13 protein-coding genes and 1 riboswitch are annotated in these 13,221 nt (G+C 63.5%); of the genes, 6 read left to right on the top strand and 7 right to left on the bottom strand.

Features of this window, described 5'->3' with window-relative positions; translation table 11 throughout:
• Positions 1-113 precede the first annotated feature (113 nt).
• The 4 genes from NKI32_RS23680 to NKI32_RS23665 all read right to left on the bottom strand — a co-directional run bounded on the left by NKI32_RS23680 (position 114) and on the right by NKI32_RS23665 (position 4,258).
• Complete coding sequence (locus tag NKI32_RS23680; RefSeq protein WP_023739131.1) at positions 114-1,298, bottom strand: malate--CoA ligase subunit beta; 1,185 nt, start codon at positions 1,296-1,298, stop codon at positions 114-116.
• Positions 1,299-1,316: 18 nt separating this feature from the next.
• Positions 1,317-2,291 (bottom strand): HpcH/HpaI aldolase/citrate lyase family protein, encoded by a 975-nt coding sequence (locus NKI32_RS23675; RefSeq protein ID WP_023690973.1) that lies wholly within the window; start codon positions 2,289-2,291, stop codon positions 1,317-1,319.
• A gap of 10 nt (positions 2,292-2,301) precedes the next feature.
• Positions 2,302-3,492 carry an aminotransferase class V-fold PLP-dependent enzyme gene (locus NKI32_RS23670; protein WP_353003833.1) on the bottom strand — a complete coding sequence of 397 codons (1,191 nt, stop codon included), beginning with the start codon at positions 3,490-3,492 and terminating at the stop codon, positions 2,302-2,304.
• Positions 3,493-3,637: 145 nt separating this feature from the next.
• Positions 3,638-4,258: a LuxR C-terminal-related transcriptional regulator gene (locus NKI32_RS23665; protein ID WP_353003940.1), complete on the bottom strand. Its 621-nt coding sequence runs from the start codon at positions 4,256-4,258 to the stop codon at positions 3,638-3,640.
• A gap of 313 nt (positions 4,259-4,571) precedes the next feature.
• On the opposite strand from NKI32_RS23665, the gene mgtE reads away from it, so the two are divergent.
• Together mgtE and NKI32_RS23655 are read left to right on the top strand one after the other, a co-directional pair.
• Positions 4,572-5,990: a magnesium transporter gene (mgtE, locus tag NKI32_RS23660; protein ID WP_023753461.1), complete on the top strand. Its 1,419-nt coding sequence runs from the start codon at positions 4,572-4,574 to the stop codon at positions 5,988-5,990.
• 158 nt (positions 5,991-6,148) lie between these two features.
• On the top strand, positions 6,149-6,535 hold the full coding sequence (locus NKI32_RS23655) for a MerR family transcriptional regulator (protein WP_006203215.1): 387 nt from the start codon (positions 6,149-6,151) through the stop codon (positions 6,533-6,535).
• Positions 6,536-6,846: 311 nt separating this feature from the next.
• Here the strand turns inward: NKI32_RS23655 and NKI32_RS23650 are convergent, their stop codons facing one another.
• Positions 6,847-7,353, bottom strand: a complete 507-nt coding sequence (locus tag NKI32_RS23650) for a methyltransferase family protein (protein ID WP_023670789.1) — start codon at positions 7,351-7,353, stop codon at positions 6,847-6,849.
• Entirely contained in the window at positions 7,350-8,360 is a 1,011-nt protein-coding gene (locus NKI32_RS23645; RefSeq protein ID WP_023690977.1) for a heparan-alpha-glucosaminide N-acetyltransferase, read from the bottom strand. Before NKI32_RS23645 ends, NKI32_RS23650 begins: the two co-directional genes overlap by 4 nt.
• Before the next feature lie 232 nt (positions 8,361-8,592).
• Between NKI32_RS23645 and NKI32_RS23640 the strand changes: the two genes are divergently transcribed.
• The gene (locus tag NKI32_RS23640; RefSeq protein WP_353003830.1) at positions 8,593-9,792 is read left to right on the top strand and encodes an MFS transporter; all 1,200 of its coding nucleotides are present in this window, start codon (positions 8,593-8,595) and stop codon (positions 9,790-9,792) included.
• Between the two features lie 7 nt (positions 9,793-9,799).
• On the opposite strand, the gene NKI32_RS23635 is transcribed toward NKI32_RS23640, so the two are convergent.
• Complete coding sequence (locus NKI32_RS23635) at positions 9,800-10,975, bottom strand: aromatic ring-hydroxylating oxygenase subunit alpha (protein ID WP_353003828.1); 1,176 nt, start codon at positions 10,973-10,975, stop codon at positions 9,800-9,802.
• 134 nt (positions 10,976-11,109) lie between these two features.
• Between NKI32_RS23635 and NKI32_RS23630 the strand changes: the two genes are divergently transcribed.
• The 3 genes from NKI32_RS23630 to NKI32_RS23620 all read left to right on the top strand — a co-directional run bounded on the left by NKI32_RS23630 (position 11,110) and on the right by NKI32_RS23620 (position 13,100).
• The gene (locus NKI32_RS23630; RefSeq protein WP_353003826.1) at positions 11,110-11,802 is read left to right on the top strand and encodes a gamma-glutamylcyclotransferase; all 693 of its coding nucleotides are present in this window, start codon (positions 11,110-11,112) and stop codon (positions 11,800-11,802) included.
• A 67-nt stretch (positions 11,803-11,869) separates the two neighbouring features.
• A riboswitch (cobalamin riboswitch) is annotated at positions 11,870-12,065 on the top strand.
• Positions 12,066-12,101: 36 nt separating this feature from the next.
• Entirely contained in the window at positions 12,102-12,281 is a 180-nt protein-coding gene (locus NKI32_RS23625; RefSeq protein ID WP_023670784.1) for a CbtB domain-containing protein, read from the top strand.
• A 15-nt stretch (positions 12,282-12,296) separates the two neighbouring features.
• Complete coding sequence (locus NKI32_RS23620; protein WP_352513086.1) at positions 12,297-13,100, top strand: CbtA family protein; 804 nt, start codon at positions 12,297-12,299, stop codon at positions 13,098-13,100.
• Positions 13,101-13,221 lie beyond the last annotated feature (121 nt).

Genomic DNA, 13,221 nt, shown 5'->3' with positions numbered 1-13,221 from the left:
AGAGCATGATGCCGAAAAGTGTGAAGCGGTTTTCGGACGACATCATGCTCCATCTGTTTGATTTTAGAGACGGATTCAGATTTCAGGTCGATTCGACCTGAAATCATCCGGCTCTAGGCTGCTTTTTTCTTGGTGGCCGAGCGCCATGCGGCGACGGCTTTTTCGGCGGCTTCTGCAAGCGTGCCGGCAACGATCACCGCCTCGCCGGAATCAGCCAGGATGCGGCGGCCTTCCTCGGCCCTGGTGCCGGAGAGACGGACCACCAGCGGCACGTTGACGCCGACCTCGCGGATCGCCTTGATGACGCCTTCGGCGACCCAGTCGCAGCGGTTGATGCCGGCAAAGATGTTGACCAGGATGGTCTCGACATTCTTGTCGCCGAGCACGGCGCGGAAGGATTTCGCCACCCGCTCCGGCGAGGCGCCGCCACCGATGTCGAGGAAGTTGGCCGGTTCGCCGCCGGCGATCTTGATCATGTCCATGGTCGCCATGGCGAGCCCTGCGCCATTGATGATGCAGCCGATGTTGCCGTCGAGGCCGACATAGGAGAGGCCACGGTCGCTGGCAAAAGTTTCGCGCGGATCTTCCTGGCTTTTGTCGCGCAGCTCGGAGATTTCCGGCCGGCGGAACAGCGCGTTCTCGTCGAACGACATTTTGGCGTCGAGCGCGATCAGATTGCCGTCGCGGGTCACCACCAGCGGATTGATCTCCAGCATCGAGGCGTCGTAGTCGCGGAACACCTGATAGCAGGCGAAGATGGTTTCGGTCGCCTTGCCGATCAGATTGTGGTCGAGGCCGAGCCCGAAGGCGATCTCGCGCGCCTGGAAACGCTGCATGCCGACGCCGGGATCGACCGATGTGCGCAGGATGGAGTTCGGTGCCTTCTCGACGATGTCCTCGATCTCCATGCCGCCGGCAGCGGACGCCACGATCATGACGCGCTCTTCCTTGCGGTCGAGCACGAAGCCGACATAGAGCTCCTGCGCGATATCGACGGCTTCCTCGAGATACAGGCGCGAAATCAGCTTGCCGCGCGGGTCGGTCTGCTGTGTCACCAGCTTGCGGCCGAGCATGCCCTCGGCCGCGCTGGAAATCTCCTCGTCATTGGCGCACAGCTTGATGCCGCCGGCCTTGCCGCGGGCGCCGGAATGCACCTGCGCCTTCAGCACCCATTTGGCGCCGCCGATCTCGCGGGCCCTGTAGGTCGCCTGCTCGGGGCTGTAGGCCAGCCCGCCGCGCGGCACATGCACGCCGTGGCGTGCCAGCAGTTCCTTGGCCTGATATTCGTGGATGTCCATTTTGTCCTCCCTGAACGGTCAATGCGTGGCGACGCGCGGCTCACTAGAGAATTGACCGGCGCGTTCGATTGCCTCGTTGACCACCAGAACATTGCGCGCCATGCGTTCCGACGCGGCGTCGATCATCTTGCCGTCGAGGGCGGCCGCGCCCTTGCCCTGCGCCTCCGCCTCCTTCAGCACTTCGAGGATGCGCCGGGCGCGGGTGACCTCTTTTTCCGGTGGAGAGAAGACGTCGTTGGCAAGCGCGATCTGCGAGGGGTGGATCGCCCACTTGCCTTCGATGCCCAGCGCCGCCGCGCGCCTGGCGCCAGCGATGTAGCCCTCCGGATCGGAGAAGTCGCCGAACGGCCCGTCAATGGCGCGCAAGCCATAGGCGCGGCAGGCGACGGTCATGCGCGACAGAGCGAAATGCCACTGATCGCCGGGATAGTCGGGGTTGAGGCCGCCAATGTTGACCGTGCGCGCCTTGCAGCTTGCCGCATAGTCGGCGACGCCGAAATGCATGGCTTCCAGCCGGCCGGGTGTCGCGGCAATCGCCTCGACATTGGCCATGCCGAGCGCGGTCTCGATCAGCGCTTCGAGGCCGACGCGGGTCCTGAAGCCCTTTGCCATCTCGATCTGGTTGACCATGGCCTCGACCATGTAGAGGTCGGCCGGCACGCCGACCTTCGGCACCAAAATGGTGTCCAGCCGGTCGCCGGCCTGCTCCATGACGTCGACCACGTCGCGGTACATGTAATGGGTGTCGAGCCCGTTGATGCGCACCGAGACGGTCTTGCCCTTGGCGCGCCAGTCGATGTCGTTGAGCGCCTGGATGATGTTCTTGCGGGCGCGCTCCTTGTCGGGCGGGGCGACGGCGTCCTCGATGTCGAGGAAGATGAAGTCGGCGGCGCTGTTGGCCGCCTTGTCGATCATTTCCGGGCTGGAGCCTGGAACCGCCAGCTCGCTGCGCTGCAGCCGTAATTTCTTGAGGTGGTTGATGGTGTGGCTCATTGTCGGCTCCTCAGGCGGCTTCGGCGACCGGCACGGCGGCCGAGGCGCGGAAGTGCTGGATGGCGGCGCCGACGCCGGAGCCGGGCGCCAGCCGTACGCCGCAGTCGAGCAGCGCCATTTCGGCGGCCGAGAGCGAGGCCAGCACCATCACCTCGTTCAGCCAGCCGAGATGGCCGATGCGGAAGACCTTGCCGATCACCTTGTTGAGGCCGCCGCCGAGCGCGGTCTGGTATTTCTGGTAGGCGCGCTTGACAACATCGCCGCTGTCGACGCCGTCCGGCACTAGGATGGCGCTGACCGTATCGGAGTGCCATTTCGGCGCCTTGGCGCAGAGCTTCAGGCCCCAGGCGTCGACCGCCTTGCGCACTCCTTCGGCGAGACGATGGTGGCGGGCGAAGATGTTTTCCAGCCCTTCCTCGGCGATCAGGTAGAGCGAGGCGCGCAGGCCGCGCAGCAGCTGCGTAGCCGGCGTATAGGGGAAATAGCCGGCGTCGTTGGCGCGGATCATGTCTTCGAAGGAGAAGAAGCAGCGGCGGTGGGTGGCGCTCCGCGACGCCACCAGCGCCTTCTTGCTGACGGAGAGGAAACCGAGGCCGGCGGGCAGCATGAAACCCTTCTGCGAGCCGCTGACGGCGCAGTCGACACCCCATTCCTCCTGGCGGAAGTCGATCGAGCCGATCGACGACACGCCGTCGACAAAGAGAAGGGCAGGGTGATTGGCGTCGTCGAGCGCAGCGCGGCAACCGGCGACGTCGCTGGTCACGCCGGTCGCGGTCTCGTTTTGGGTGCAGAAGACTGCCTTGATGCGGTGCGCCTTGTCGGCCCTGAGCCGCTCGGCATAGAGCTCGAGCGGCACGCCGGTTCCCCATTCGCAATCGATGACATCCACCTCGAAGCCGAGGCGCTCGGCCATGTCGACCCACAGATGCGAGAACCGTCCGAAGCGCGACATCAGCACGCGGTCGCCGGGGCTGAGCACATTGGTCATCGCCGCTTCCCAGGCGCCGGTGCCGGAGGAGGGATAGATGAAGACGCGGCCGGTCTCGTTCTTGAACACCGTCTTGATGTCTTCGAACAGCGGTAGCGTGAGATCGGGGAAGGATGCTGCACGCATGTCTTCCATCGGCAGGTTCATCGCCTGCCGGACCTGTTCGGGGATGTTGGTCGGTCCGGGAATGAAAAGATGGGTGAAACCGGCCATGTCGCGAACTCCTCCTGATCCAGCAAAGCGGTGAGGGGAGTTTCGTCTCGACGGCTAATGGCAACAACACCTCAAGGGGTAACATCTTGCCGCGCGCGGGTGGGGGTTGCCTACCCGGGTGACCTACCCGCGGCCAGTCGCTCGCCTACCCCAACGGCTGCTTCTGGGTACGCCTCTCCCGCGCGTAGAGCGCGACTGCCATCGCCCGGTTGCGGACGTCGAGCTTGTCGTAGAGATTCTTGAGGTGGTATTTCACCGTATTCTCCGAAATCCCGGTGCGCGTCGCGATCTGCAGATTGGTCCAGCCGTCGGACAGCACCGCCAGCAGCTCGCGCTCGCGCACGGTGAGCAGCGACAAGGGTGTGTCGTTGACCTTGTTGATGTCGATGTAGGGGATGCAGATGCGGCCATGCGCGACGGCCAGGATGGTCTCGAAGATGATCGCCGGATCGTCGAACTGGAAGCAGTAGCCCTGGGCGCCGAGCCGCACGCACTGCTTCAGGATGCCGATGTCGTGGTCGTTGGAAAACACCGCGATGCGTACGCCCAGCTTGCGGCTGTAAACCTCGGCCAGCACATCGGCGCCGTCCATGTCGGAGAGCTTCCAGCCGATAACGGCGACGTCGAATTCCGCTTCGGCTGCCAATTCCAGAAAATGCCTGCCGCTTTGCACGCAGGCCCTGAGATCGAAGCGCCCGTCGCAGTCCAGCATGTCGCGCAGCGCCGATATCACGAGCGGATTGCGTTCGGCGACGACCACGCGCACGCGCCGTTCCTCGATTGCCTTCTGCGTCTGTGACCTGATCTTCAAGGGCTTCCGGCTGTTCTGGTTCCTGGCCTGGGCGGGTCCGGCAGATGGCAGGACCTGCATCATGACAATTCTGCCCCAACCGTGCTCGGGTGCTCTTTCCCCAGCGACATGTGCTGTCGCGCCGCCTGAATCCTGGGCGGCGTCATATCCTGATGAAATCGCTCTCTCCCCATATGCAGGGCGGGGCGCATTTCGTTTGATATTCCCGTGCGTTGCGCGCTAGACCTGACAGGCACCTTTTCCGAAATTCCCATGGCGGGGGCCGCTGGTGGAACGCCAGGACGACCAGAAGACCGGCGCCAAAGCCGCTGACGATGCCCACGCCGACATCTATGGCGAGGACGGCGCCGTCCTGTCATCATTCCTGGCCCAGATCGGGGCGGCGATCGCCGATCGCGATACGCTGACGCTGAAGCGCGAAGTCGACGACCTGCACCAGTCGGAACTTGGCGATCTGCTCGAGGCCCTGCACCCCGAACAGCGTCGCGCCCTTGTCGAACTGCTCGGCGCCGACTTCGACTTCTCGTCGCTGACCGAGGTCGACGAGGCGATCCGCCGCGATATCGTCGACAATATGCCCAATGAGCAAATTGCCCAGGGCATGCAGGACCTCGATTCCGATGACGCGGTCTACATTCTCGAAGACCTCGAAAAGGAAGACCAGGACGAGATCCTGTCGCAGTTGCCGTTCACCGAGCGGATCAGGTTGCGCCGCTCGCTCGACTACCCGGAAGAGACGGCCGGTCGCCGCATGCAGACCGAGTTTGTCGCCGTGCCGCCGTTCTGGACCATAGGTCAGACCATCGACTACATGCGCGAAGACAAGAACCTGCCCGAGCGCTTCAGCCAGATCTTCGTCATCGATCCAAGCTTCAAGTTGCTCGGCGCCATCGACCTCGACCAGATCCTGCGCACCAAGCGCACGACCAAGGTCGGAGACGTGATGCACGAGACGAGGCACGCCATTCCGGCCACCATGGACCAGGAAGAGGCGGCGCGGGACTTCGAGCAATACGATCTTCTGTCCGCCGCCGTCGTCGACGAGAACGAGCGGCTGGTCGGCGTGCTGACCATCGACGACGTCGTCGACGTCATCCAGCAGGAGGCCGAGGAAGATCTGCTGCGCATGGGCGGCGTCGGCGACGAAGAGTTGTCCGACAGCATTCTTTCGACCTCGCGCTCGCGCGTTCCCTGGCTGCTGGTCAACCTGTTGACGGCGTTCCTGGCGGCGTCGGTGATCGGCCTGTTCGACCGCACCATCGAGCACATCGTGGCACTGGCCGTGCTGATGCCGATCGTGGCCGGCATGGGCGGCAATGCCGGTTCGCAGACCATGACCGTCACGGTACGCGCGCTGGCGACCAGGGATCTCGACATCTACAATGCCGGCCGCATCATCCGCCGCGAAATGGGCGTGGGTTCCATCAACGGCATCATCTTCGCCGTGCTGATCGGCATCGTCGCGGCCGTCTGGTTCCGCGATGCCAATCTGGGCGGCATCATAGCGGCGGCGATGATCATCAATATGTTCGTGGCAGCCCTTGCCGGTATCCTGATCCCGCTATTGCTCGACCGGTTCAAGATCGACCCGGCGGTGGCGTCGGCGGTTTTCGTCACCACCGTCACCGACGTCGTTGGCTTCTTTGCTTTCCTGGGGCTGGCCACCTGGTGGTTCGCTATCCCTTGAGAAAGAGGCGTTGCGGGCTCAATTGACTTTTACGTAAATGTGGTGCGAGGCTTGCGCGGGGTTCCATGCCGAGTCCGGCTTGGAACGGGGTTGATCGGAATGCGTTGGAAATCCCGGGCGACCGGGCGTTTTCCGATGTTCCGACATTTGGAGCAAAGATGCGGGAATATTATTCGATCACCGAACTGACCCGCGAATTCGACGTGTCGACGCGGACGCTGCGCTTCTACGAGGATGAGGGGCTGGTGCAACCGGTCCGGCGGGGCCGCACAAGGCTGTTTCGCCCATCTGACCGGCATCTGATCCGCCAGATCATGCGCGGGAAACGGCTCGGCTTCTCGATCAACGAAATCCGCGAAATCATCCAGATGTACAAGGAACCGCCCGGCGAGGTCGGTCAACTCAAGCTGATGATCAAGCGCATCGAGGAGAAGCGCGAGGATTTGCGCCAGAAGCGCCGCGATCTCGAGGAGACGCTGGCGGAGCTCGACCAGGCTGAGGAGTCATGTGTTGAGCGGCTGGTGGAGCTGGGGGTTAATACCTGAGCGGACCGTCGAGCGTTTGCGCGCGCCCGTCGCAAACGTTCGTGATTAGCCGGAGCCCTTCCGCACTTCGTCATTCTAGGGCGAAGCAGGAGCGAAGCTCCGTCGCGGAGACCCTAGAATCCATTCCGTGACATCGGTCGTGGAGTGCAGCGGTAGCGAATTCTGGACCATAGCAACGCTCTGGAGTCCCGGCATGGATCCTCGGGTCTGTGCTGCGTCGCTACGCTCCTTACTCCGCCCGTGGATGATGAAGAGATGGGCGTTCGGCTAGTCGCCAAGGCATGCGAACCCTGCCAGCGATCACACCCGCCTCAAATCCACCGGCGCACCCGCTTCGTATAGTCGCGGTACTTCTTGCCGAATTTGGCGAACAGCACCTTCTCCTCGCTCTCGATGGCGACCTTCTGCGTTGCAAAAGCCGCGATCAGGGCCAGCGGCAGGAACCATATGATCCCCGAGACGAAGGCGACGCCGATCAAAAGCAGCGTGTTGGCCAGATACATCGGGTTGCGCGTCACGCCGAACGGGCCAGACGTCACCAGATGCTCCGGCAAGCCATTGGGGTTCATCGTCGTTTTGGCCCGGATCATGGCGCGGATAGCGGTGAACCAGAGGGCTGCGACGGCAAACAGCACCACAAAGCCGGCGGCAAACAAAAGGTCGCCCAAGAGGTCGCCGATCCAGGGCAGGGGATAGAACAGGCCGAGCACGATGCTGATGGCGATGGCGGCGATGTAGATCAGTGGCGGCCACGGGATCAGCCGTGGTCTCGATAGATCGGGTTTTGCCAGCCCGGGTTTTGTGAGCTTGTCGGTCATTGTTGCCCTCCCTGCGTCATCGGGCTCTCCTCCGTCCTGGCGGTGCAGATGCCGGCGAGTTCACCGAGATGCGCTTTGAACTCCGGGGTCTGGTCGCCATTGTAGAGCCGGTCGAATGCCGCTTCGCTTTGCAGCGTGTCCAGCATGCACACACAATAGCTGGTGCAGAACTCCGTGTCGCGCTGCTGTTCGCAAGATACCTGGCATTCCTTGAGGAAGATCACTTCCCTTGTTTCGACGGGCGCCGGCGCAATCTGCGAGAACAGCCAGACGCAGCCGAACAGCAGCGGCTGGTGGATCAGGTAGAAAGCCAGGCTGTGGCGGCCGATGAAGGTGAGCGGCCTGGTCCAGCTTCCTGATCCCAGCGTGGCCAGCCGCGCCAGCAGGCCAGTGGTGGACGCAAACTTTGCCGCGGCGATGCCGAGAAGCACGGCGCCGAACCAGGGAAACAGCGGCACGTAATCATTGGAGCGCGGGTTGATCGCCGACAGGCCGACCCACCACAGCGCCGGATGATCGAAGGCTTCGGATCGGAGATAGAGGGGGACTGCGATCACCACCGCCGCCACGACCAGCGTCAGCCAGGAAGGCAGCCGCAGAAACAAAAGGCCGAGCAAGCTGGCCAGCGCGATCTGATGCAGGATGCCGAAGAAGATGAAGCTGTCCGGCGTGATGAAGTACGTGACCGCCGATATAGCGGCGGCCGCGACGGCGACCATGGCAAAACGTTTCCAGAAGCCGGTCCAGCGGATCTGCCTGCCATGAGCGAGAAACAGGCTGACGCCGACCAGGAACAGGAAGGTCGAGGCGATGCAGCGCGCATAGATCTTCCACCAGCCGACGGCGGTGAGGCCGGGGTCGGTGTAGTGGAAATTTTCGAGATCCCAGGTGAAGTGGTAGCTCGCCATGGCGATCAGCGCGATGCCGCGTACGACATCGATGGCGACGATGCGCTTCGGTTGATCTCGCTTCAGTTGATCTCCAGGGGGTGCGGTATGGATGCTCATGGTCTCGCGATCTGATTCAGCCCGAAAGACGACTATCACGGTTGCACCGGACAAAAGAAGGCCGCCCTCTACGCTCCGGGTCATGCCGTGCGGCTGCATCGGGCGGCGCTTTAGGCCAGAGCCGGAAAGCCTTTGGCCGAATTTGCTTTTTGCCGGGAAGGGGTCGGTTTCCTGTTACCGGCGGAGGAAGCGCCAGCGCAGATTTGGGCTGCGAGTCTGATTTGGGGATCAAATGTCCACCCATGTGCGCCATCCGATCTGGCTTCCAGCCTTGCGTCCGGCGGATGCGCGCACCTTTGCCTCGCTCTATGCGGTCGAATCCTTCGCCCGCGCCACGGTATCGAGCGTCATCCCGATCCAGGCTTATGAGATTCTGCACAACGAGCAGATCGTCTCGATCCTCTACACCATCGTGGCGCTGCTCGGCCTGTCGGTGACCTTGTTCATGCCGATCTTGATCCGCAGGTTTGCCCGGCGCTGGGTCTATACCGCCGGCGCCTGCCTGCTGGCGATGGGCTCGCTGTTCTTCGTCACCCACACGCTTGCCGGGCAACTGGCAGGCATGCTGTGCCGCGTCATGGGGGCGAGCGCGCTGTCGATCACGCTCAACCTCTACATCATGGATCACATCCGCAAGACCGATTTCATGCAGGCCGAATCGCTGCGCATGGCGTGGTCGATGCTGGCCTGGACCGGCGGGCCGACACTCGGCATCTTCCTCTACACACGCTACGGCATCTATGCCGCGCATGGCGCGGTGGCGGTGTTTGCGTTGGCCTTGCTGGCGCTGTTCTGGACCTACAGGCTGGGCGACAACCAGTCGATCCGGCCCGGCAAGACGCGGCCGGCCAATCCGCTGGCCAATATCGGCCGCTTCGTAGCACAACCCAGGCTCAGGCTGGCCTGGCTGATCGCCTTCGGCCGGTCATGCTTCTGGACGACGTTCTTCGTCTACGGGCCGCTGTTCATGGTGATTACCGGCGAGGGCAAGCTTGCCGGCGGCCTGCTGGTTTCGGCCGGCAATGCGCTGTTGTTCATGGCGATCTTCTGGGGCAAAGCGGGAAAACGCTTCGGCGGCCGGCGCACCATGACCTTCGCCTATTTCGCGATGTCGGCGACGCTGCTTGCGGCGGGCGCGGTCGGCACTACCGCGCCGCTGCTTACGGGCTTTTTCCTGCTCTGCGGCGCCTTCTTCACCATCGCGCTCGATGCACTGGGCTCGACCGCCTTCATGCGCTCGGTGCGGTCCTATGAGCGGGCGCAGATGGCCGCGGTCTACCGCACCTATCTCGACTTTTCCGAGCTGACGCCGCCGCTGGTCTATTCGGTGGTGCTGGCGTTTTTCGGCCTCGGCTCGGTGTTCGTGACGCTGGGCATTCTGGCCGCTGTTTGCGGCTTTATCACCTGGCGCTATTTGCCGAAGTCGCTTTAGTCGCCGATCAGGCGGTTGCCTCAAGCGCTGCATGCCGCTCGCGCACCCAGTTGTGGAAGCGGTGCAGATCGTACTCCTCCGGCATCAGCACGCCGGCCTGGTGGCGCATCGAGCGCAGGCCTTTCTGATTGATCTCACAGATCGCGGCATCCTCCTCCAGCACCTGGGTGCCGAAGGCGACGACATTGTCGATGTCGGTCTCGGCAAGCGCCTCGGGCGCGAACAGCCACTCGGCGGTGAGTTCGGTCTGTTCGGGACCGAGCGGCATCAGTCGCACCGTCCTGACATAATCGACATGGCCGACGATGAACATCGAGGGCAGGCTGGTGGCATAGGTCTGTCCGGCCGCACGCTCGGCTGGCGTCAGGCCCGGTAAGACCGGGCCATGGGCATGTCCGTCGCGCGACCAGGTCTCGGCGCCGGCGCGCAGGCCACCCGAAAACTCCGGCGCGTCATTGTCGGCATGGCGGACCCAGTCGGGGTCGTCGTGCCGGCTCATCAGGCCGCGGCCGTATATCGGCACCAGCCGAGACAGGTCCTTGTGGACGCCCGGGCAATGCAGGCACTCGTTGAAGTTTTCCCAGAAGATCTTCCAGTTGCAGTTCATCACCTTGCGCAGGACACGGCCTGATACCAGCGTTTCCAGCGGCCAGTTGGCGAGGTCGCCGGATGCGGGATCGAAGGAGGTCCCGGCGGAGCCGGCCGCAGCCTGCTGAAGGTTCACAAAGACAAAACCGCGCCACACCGACAGCGCCACCTGGTAGAGCGGATGATCGGCCTTGTCGAAACCATCTGGCAGCGATTTCGAGGGAACGCGCACGAGATCGCCGCGCAGCGAGTAGGACCAGGCGTGGTAGGGGCAAGTGATGAGCCGCGCTTTCAGCCGGCCCTCGCTTTCCTGGCAAAGCTGCGAGCCGCGATGCCGGCAGGTGTTGTGGAAGGCGCGCAACTCGCCGGTGTCGTCGCGCAGCACGACGATTTCCTGCGTGCCGACGCGGAATGTCCTGAATGCCAAAGGCTGGGCAAGATCGGCCTCGCGGCAGACGAGCAGCCAGCTTTTGTACCAGATGGCCTCGAGATCGCGCTGGTAAGCCTCGCTATCCCAATAGGCCGACGACGGTAGCGTCGGTTGGGCCCGGCTCAGGCCGTTATAGGGGTCGCGCTCGCTCGGGTTGGGATGCATGGCTGGCTTCCTATGAAGCGTCAGCCGACACCCCGGCAAATCGTTTGTCAATCAGAGTGCCGCATTGCCGGTTGCAGGCGCGGCGCATAATCATGTCGTAGACATGGGACATTCGGAATTGGGGGGATTCGGACGTGGCCGCACGACAGATGTCGCTTACGCTGGAGCTGGTCGCGCGCTGCTGGCGCGAGATCAGGGACCCCGGGCCTGATCCGGACGCGATGCATCTCGATGAAGCCGACTATGACGCGCTGCTGGATGAATTGCAGGTCGAACTCCCGGACAGCGAACCGCTATGGCTGTTCGGCTATGGATCGCTGATCTGGAAACCGGAAATAGATTATGTCGAGGACCGCGTTGCCTTGGCGTGCGGCTGGCATCGATCCTTTTGCATGAACATGACGCGCTGGCGCGGCACCAAGGACAGCCCCGGCCTGATGATGGCGCTGGACCGTGGCGGACAATGCAAGGGCGTCGCCTTTCGGCTGACCGACAATAACCGGCGCGAGCAGTTGGGCCGGCTTTTCCGGCGCGAAGTCACGCTGAAGCCGACAAGCTACCGGCCGCGCATGCTCAAGCTTGCAAGCGAGGCCGGACCGCTCAGGGCATTGGCCTTCGTCATCAACCGCAACGGCCTGACCTATTCAGGACCGCTCGACGAGGGCAAGGTCGTCGAAAGGCTGGCAACGTCCTGCGGGCACTGGGGGTCGGGCGCCGACTATCTCTACAACACGGTGAAAAACCTTGAAGAGCGCGGCATTCACGATCGCCATCTGTGGCGGCTGCAGCGGCTGGTTGCCGAGCGGATCACCGCGTTGAACCCGTAACGCCGCATGGCGCATTCGCGCTGTTGGCCGGCGGAATTTGGTTTGCCGGATGCGACCGTTTCAGCCTATAGTCATGCATGTCGTCGGTTCCGTTAGGGACCAAGAGGGAATGCGGTGAGGGCTGACTTGTTGCCCAATGCCGTGGCTGCCCCCGCAACTGTGTGCGGTAGTCCTCTCCAAGCCACTGGGGATTTTTTCTTCGGGAAGGTGGGGAAGGGCGCTGATCCGCGAGCCAGGAGACCTGCCGGCGACAGGGAACTGACTTCGATGCCCTCGGGTGGAGGGCGAAAGGACAAGATATGAATACCGCTTCCGTCTCCCTCGGCGCTTCCGTCTCCTCGCAGTCGCGCTTCATGCAGCTCGTGCTTAGCGCGTTTCTGGGCATTTTCGTCGTCGGCGTTGTCGGTTTCTCGCACATCGATGCGGTCCACAATGCGGCGCACGACTATCGCCATTCGATGGCGTTTCCCTGCCACTGACGAGGATCTGACATCATGAACCTGTTTCGCAACGTCGTGTTCATCGCGGCGATCGCAGGGCTCGTGGCCGGTGTCGCTCTCGCCTGCATGCAGGCCTACGCCACCGTGCCGCTGATCCTCAAGGCGGAGGTCTACGAAAAGGCTGGTGGCGGCCACGAGCATCAGCATGCCGCGGTGCCCGCCGCCAACGCTGCGGACACCAATGCCATGAGCACCGCCGCGCCGGCGGAAAATGCGGTGAGCAGCGCAGCACCGGCTGAAGCAGCCGCGCCGGCGGAGGACGAAGGCTGGGCACCGGCCGACGGCTTCGAGCGTTTCGCCTTCAGTGTCGTCGCCAATATCGTCACCGGCATCGGCTTCGCGCTGGTCCTGGTGGCGGTTTCCGAATTCGCCGGCGGCATCGGCAGCTGGCGCCAGGGCGTGTTCTGGGGTCTGGCGGGCTTTGCCGTGTTCACGCTGGCGCCGGGGCTCGGCCTGCCGCCGGAACTGCCGGCAATGCCGGCGGCCGATCTCATACAGCGCCAGATCTGGTGGTGGGCAACGGTGATGGCAACCGCGATCGGTCTTGCCCTTATCACCTTCCGCACGTCGGCGCCCCTGACCGTGCTCGCCGTCGTCCTGATCGTCGCCCCGCATATTGTCGGCGCGCCGCAGCCTGACAGTTTCGTAACGCCGATCCCGGAGGGCCTGCATCATCAGTTCGTGGTGGCGGTGACGCTGACCAATCTGGTGTTCTGGCTGGTGCTCGGCGCAGTTGTCGGCATAGTGCGCGCGCGCTTCACCGGCACCGCGACCAGCCTGCGCGACAGCTTTGCCTGATCGCAGTTTGACCTTCATCATCGGCGGTGGGGGGGGGGGGGGGGGGGGGGGCGGGGGCCCCGGAGGGACAGCGGGGGGGGCCGCCCGCGGCCGGGGCAGGGGGGGTTGTAAAAAGAAAAGA

This window comes from Mesorhizobium sp. M0761, from assembly GCF_040320205.1.
In the GTDB taxonomy this organism is placed as follows: Bacteria; Pseudomonadota; Alphaproteobacteria; order Rhizobiales; family Rhizobiaceae; genus Mesorhizobium.
Note: the sequence above shows the minus strand (reverse complement) of the source record. Positions and strands in the feature narration are given on the sequence as shown.

Bases quoted from the DNA above. Each gene is read 5' to 3' on its own strand.
- NKI32_RS23625 (WP_023670784.1), top strand. From the start codon at position 12,102: ATGAATACCGCTTCCGTCTCCCTCGGCGCTTCCGTCTCCTCGCAGTCG.
- NKI32_RS23650 (WP_023670789.1), bottom strand. From the start codon at position 7,353: ATGACCGACAAGCTCACAAAACCCGGGCTGGCAAAACCCGATCTATCG.
- NKI32_RS23620 (WP_352513086.1), top strand. From the start codon at position 12,297: ATGAACCTGTTTCGCAACGTCGTGTTCATCGCGGCGATCGCAGGGCTC.
- NKI32_RS23675 (WP_023690973.1), bottom strand. From the start codon at position 2,291: ATGAGCCACACCATCAACCACCTCAAGAAATTACGGCTGCAGCGCAGC.
- NKI32_RS23680 (WP_023739131.1), bottom strand. From the start codon at position 1,298: ATGGACATCCACGAATATCAGGCCAAGGAACTGCTGGCACGCCACGGC.
- NKI32_RS23670 (WP_353003833.1), bottom strand. From the start codon at position 3,492: ATGGCCGGTTTCACCCATCTTTTCATTCCCGGACCGACCAACATCCCC.
- NKI32_RS23645 (WP_023690977.1), bottom strand. From the start codon at position 8,360: ATGAGCATCCATACCGCACCCCCTGGAGATCAACTGAAGCGAGATCAA.
- NKI32_RS23655 (WP_006203215.1), top strand. From the start codon at position 6,149: ATGCGGGAATATTATTCGATCACCGAACTGACCCGCGAATTCGACGTG.
- NKI32_RS23635 (WP_353003828.1), bottom strand. From the start codon at position 10,975: ATGCATCCCAACCCGAGCGAGCGCGACCCCTATAACGGCCTGAGCCGG.
- NKI32_RS23640 (WP_353003830.1), top strand. From the start codon at position 8,593: ATGTCCACCCATGTGCGCCATCCGATCTGGCTTCCAGCCTTGCGTCCG.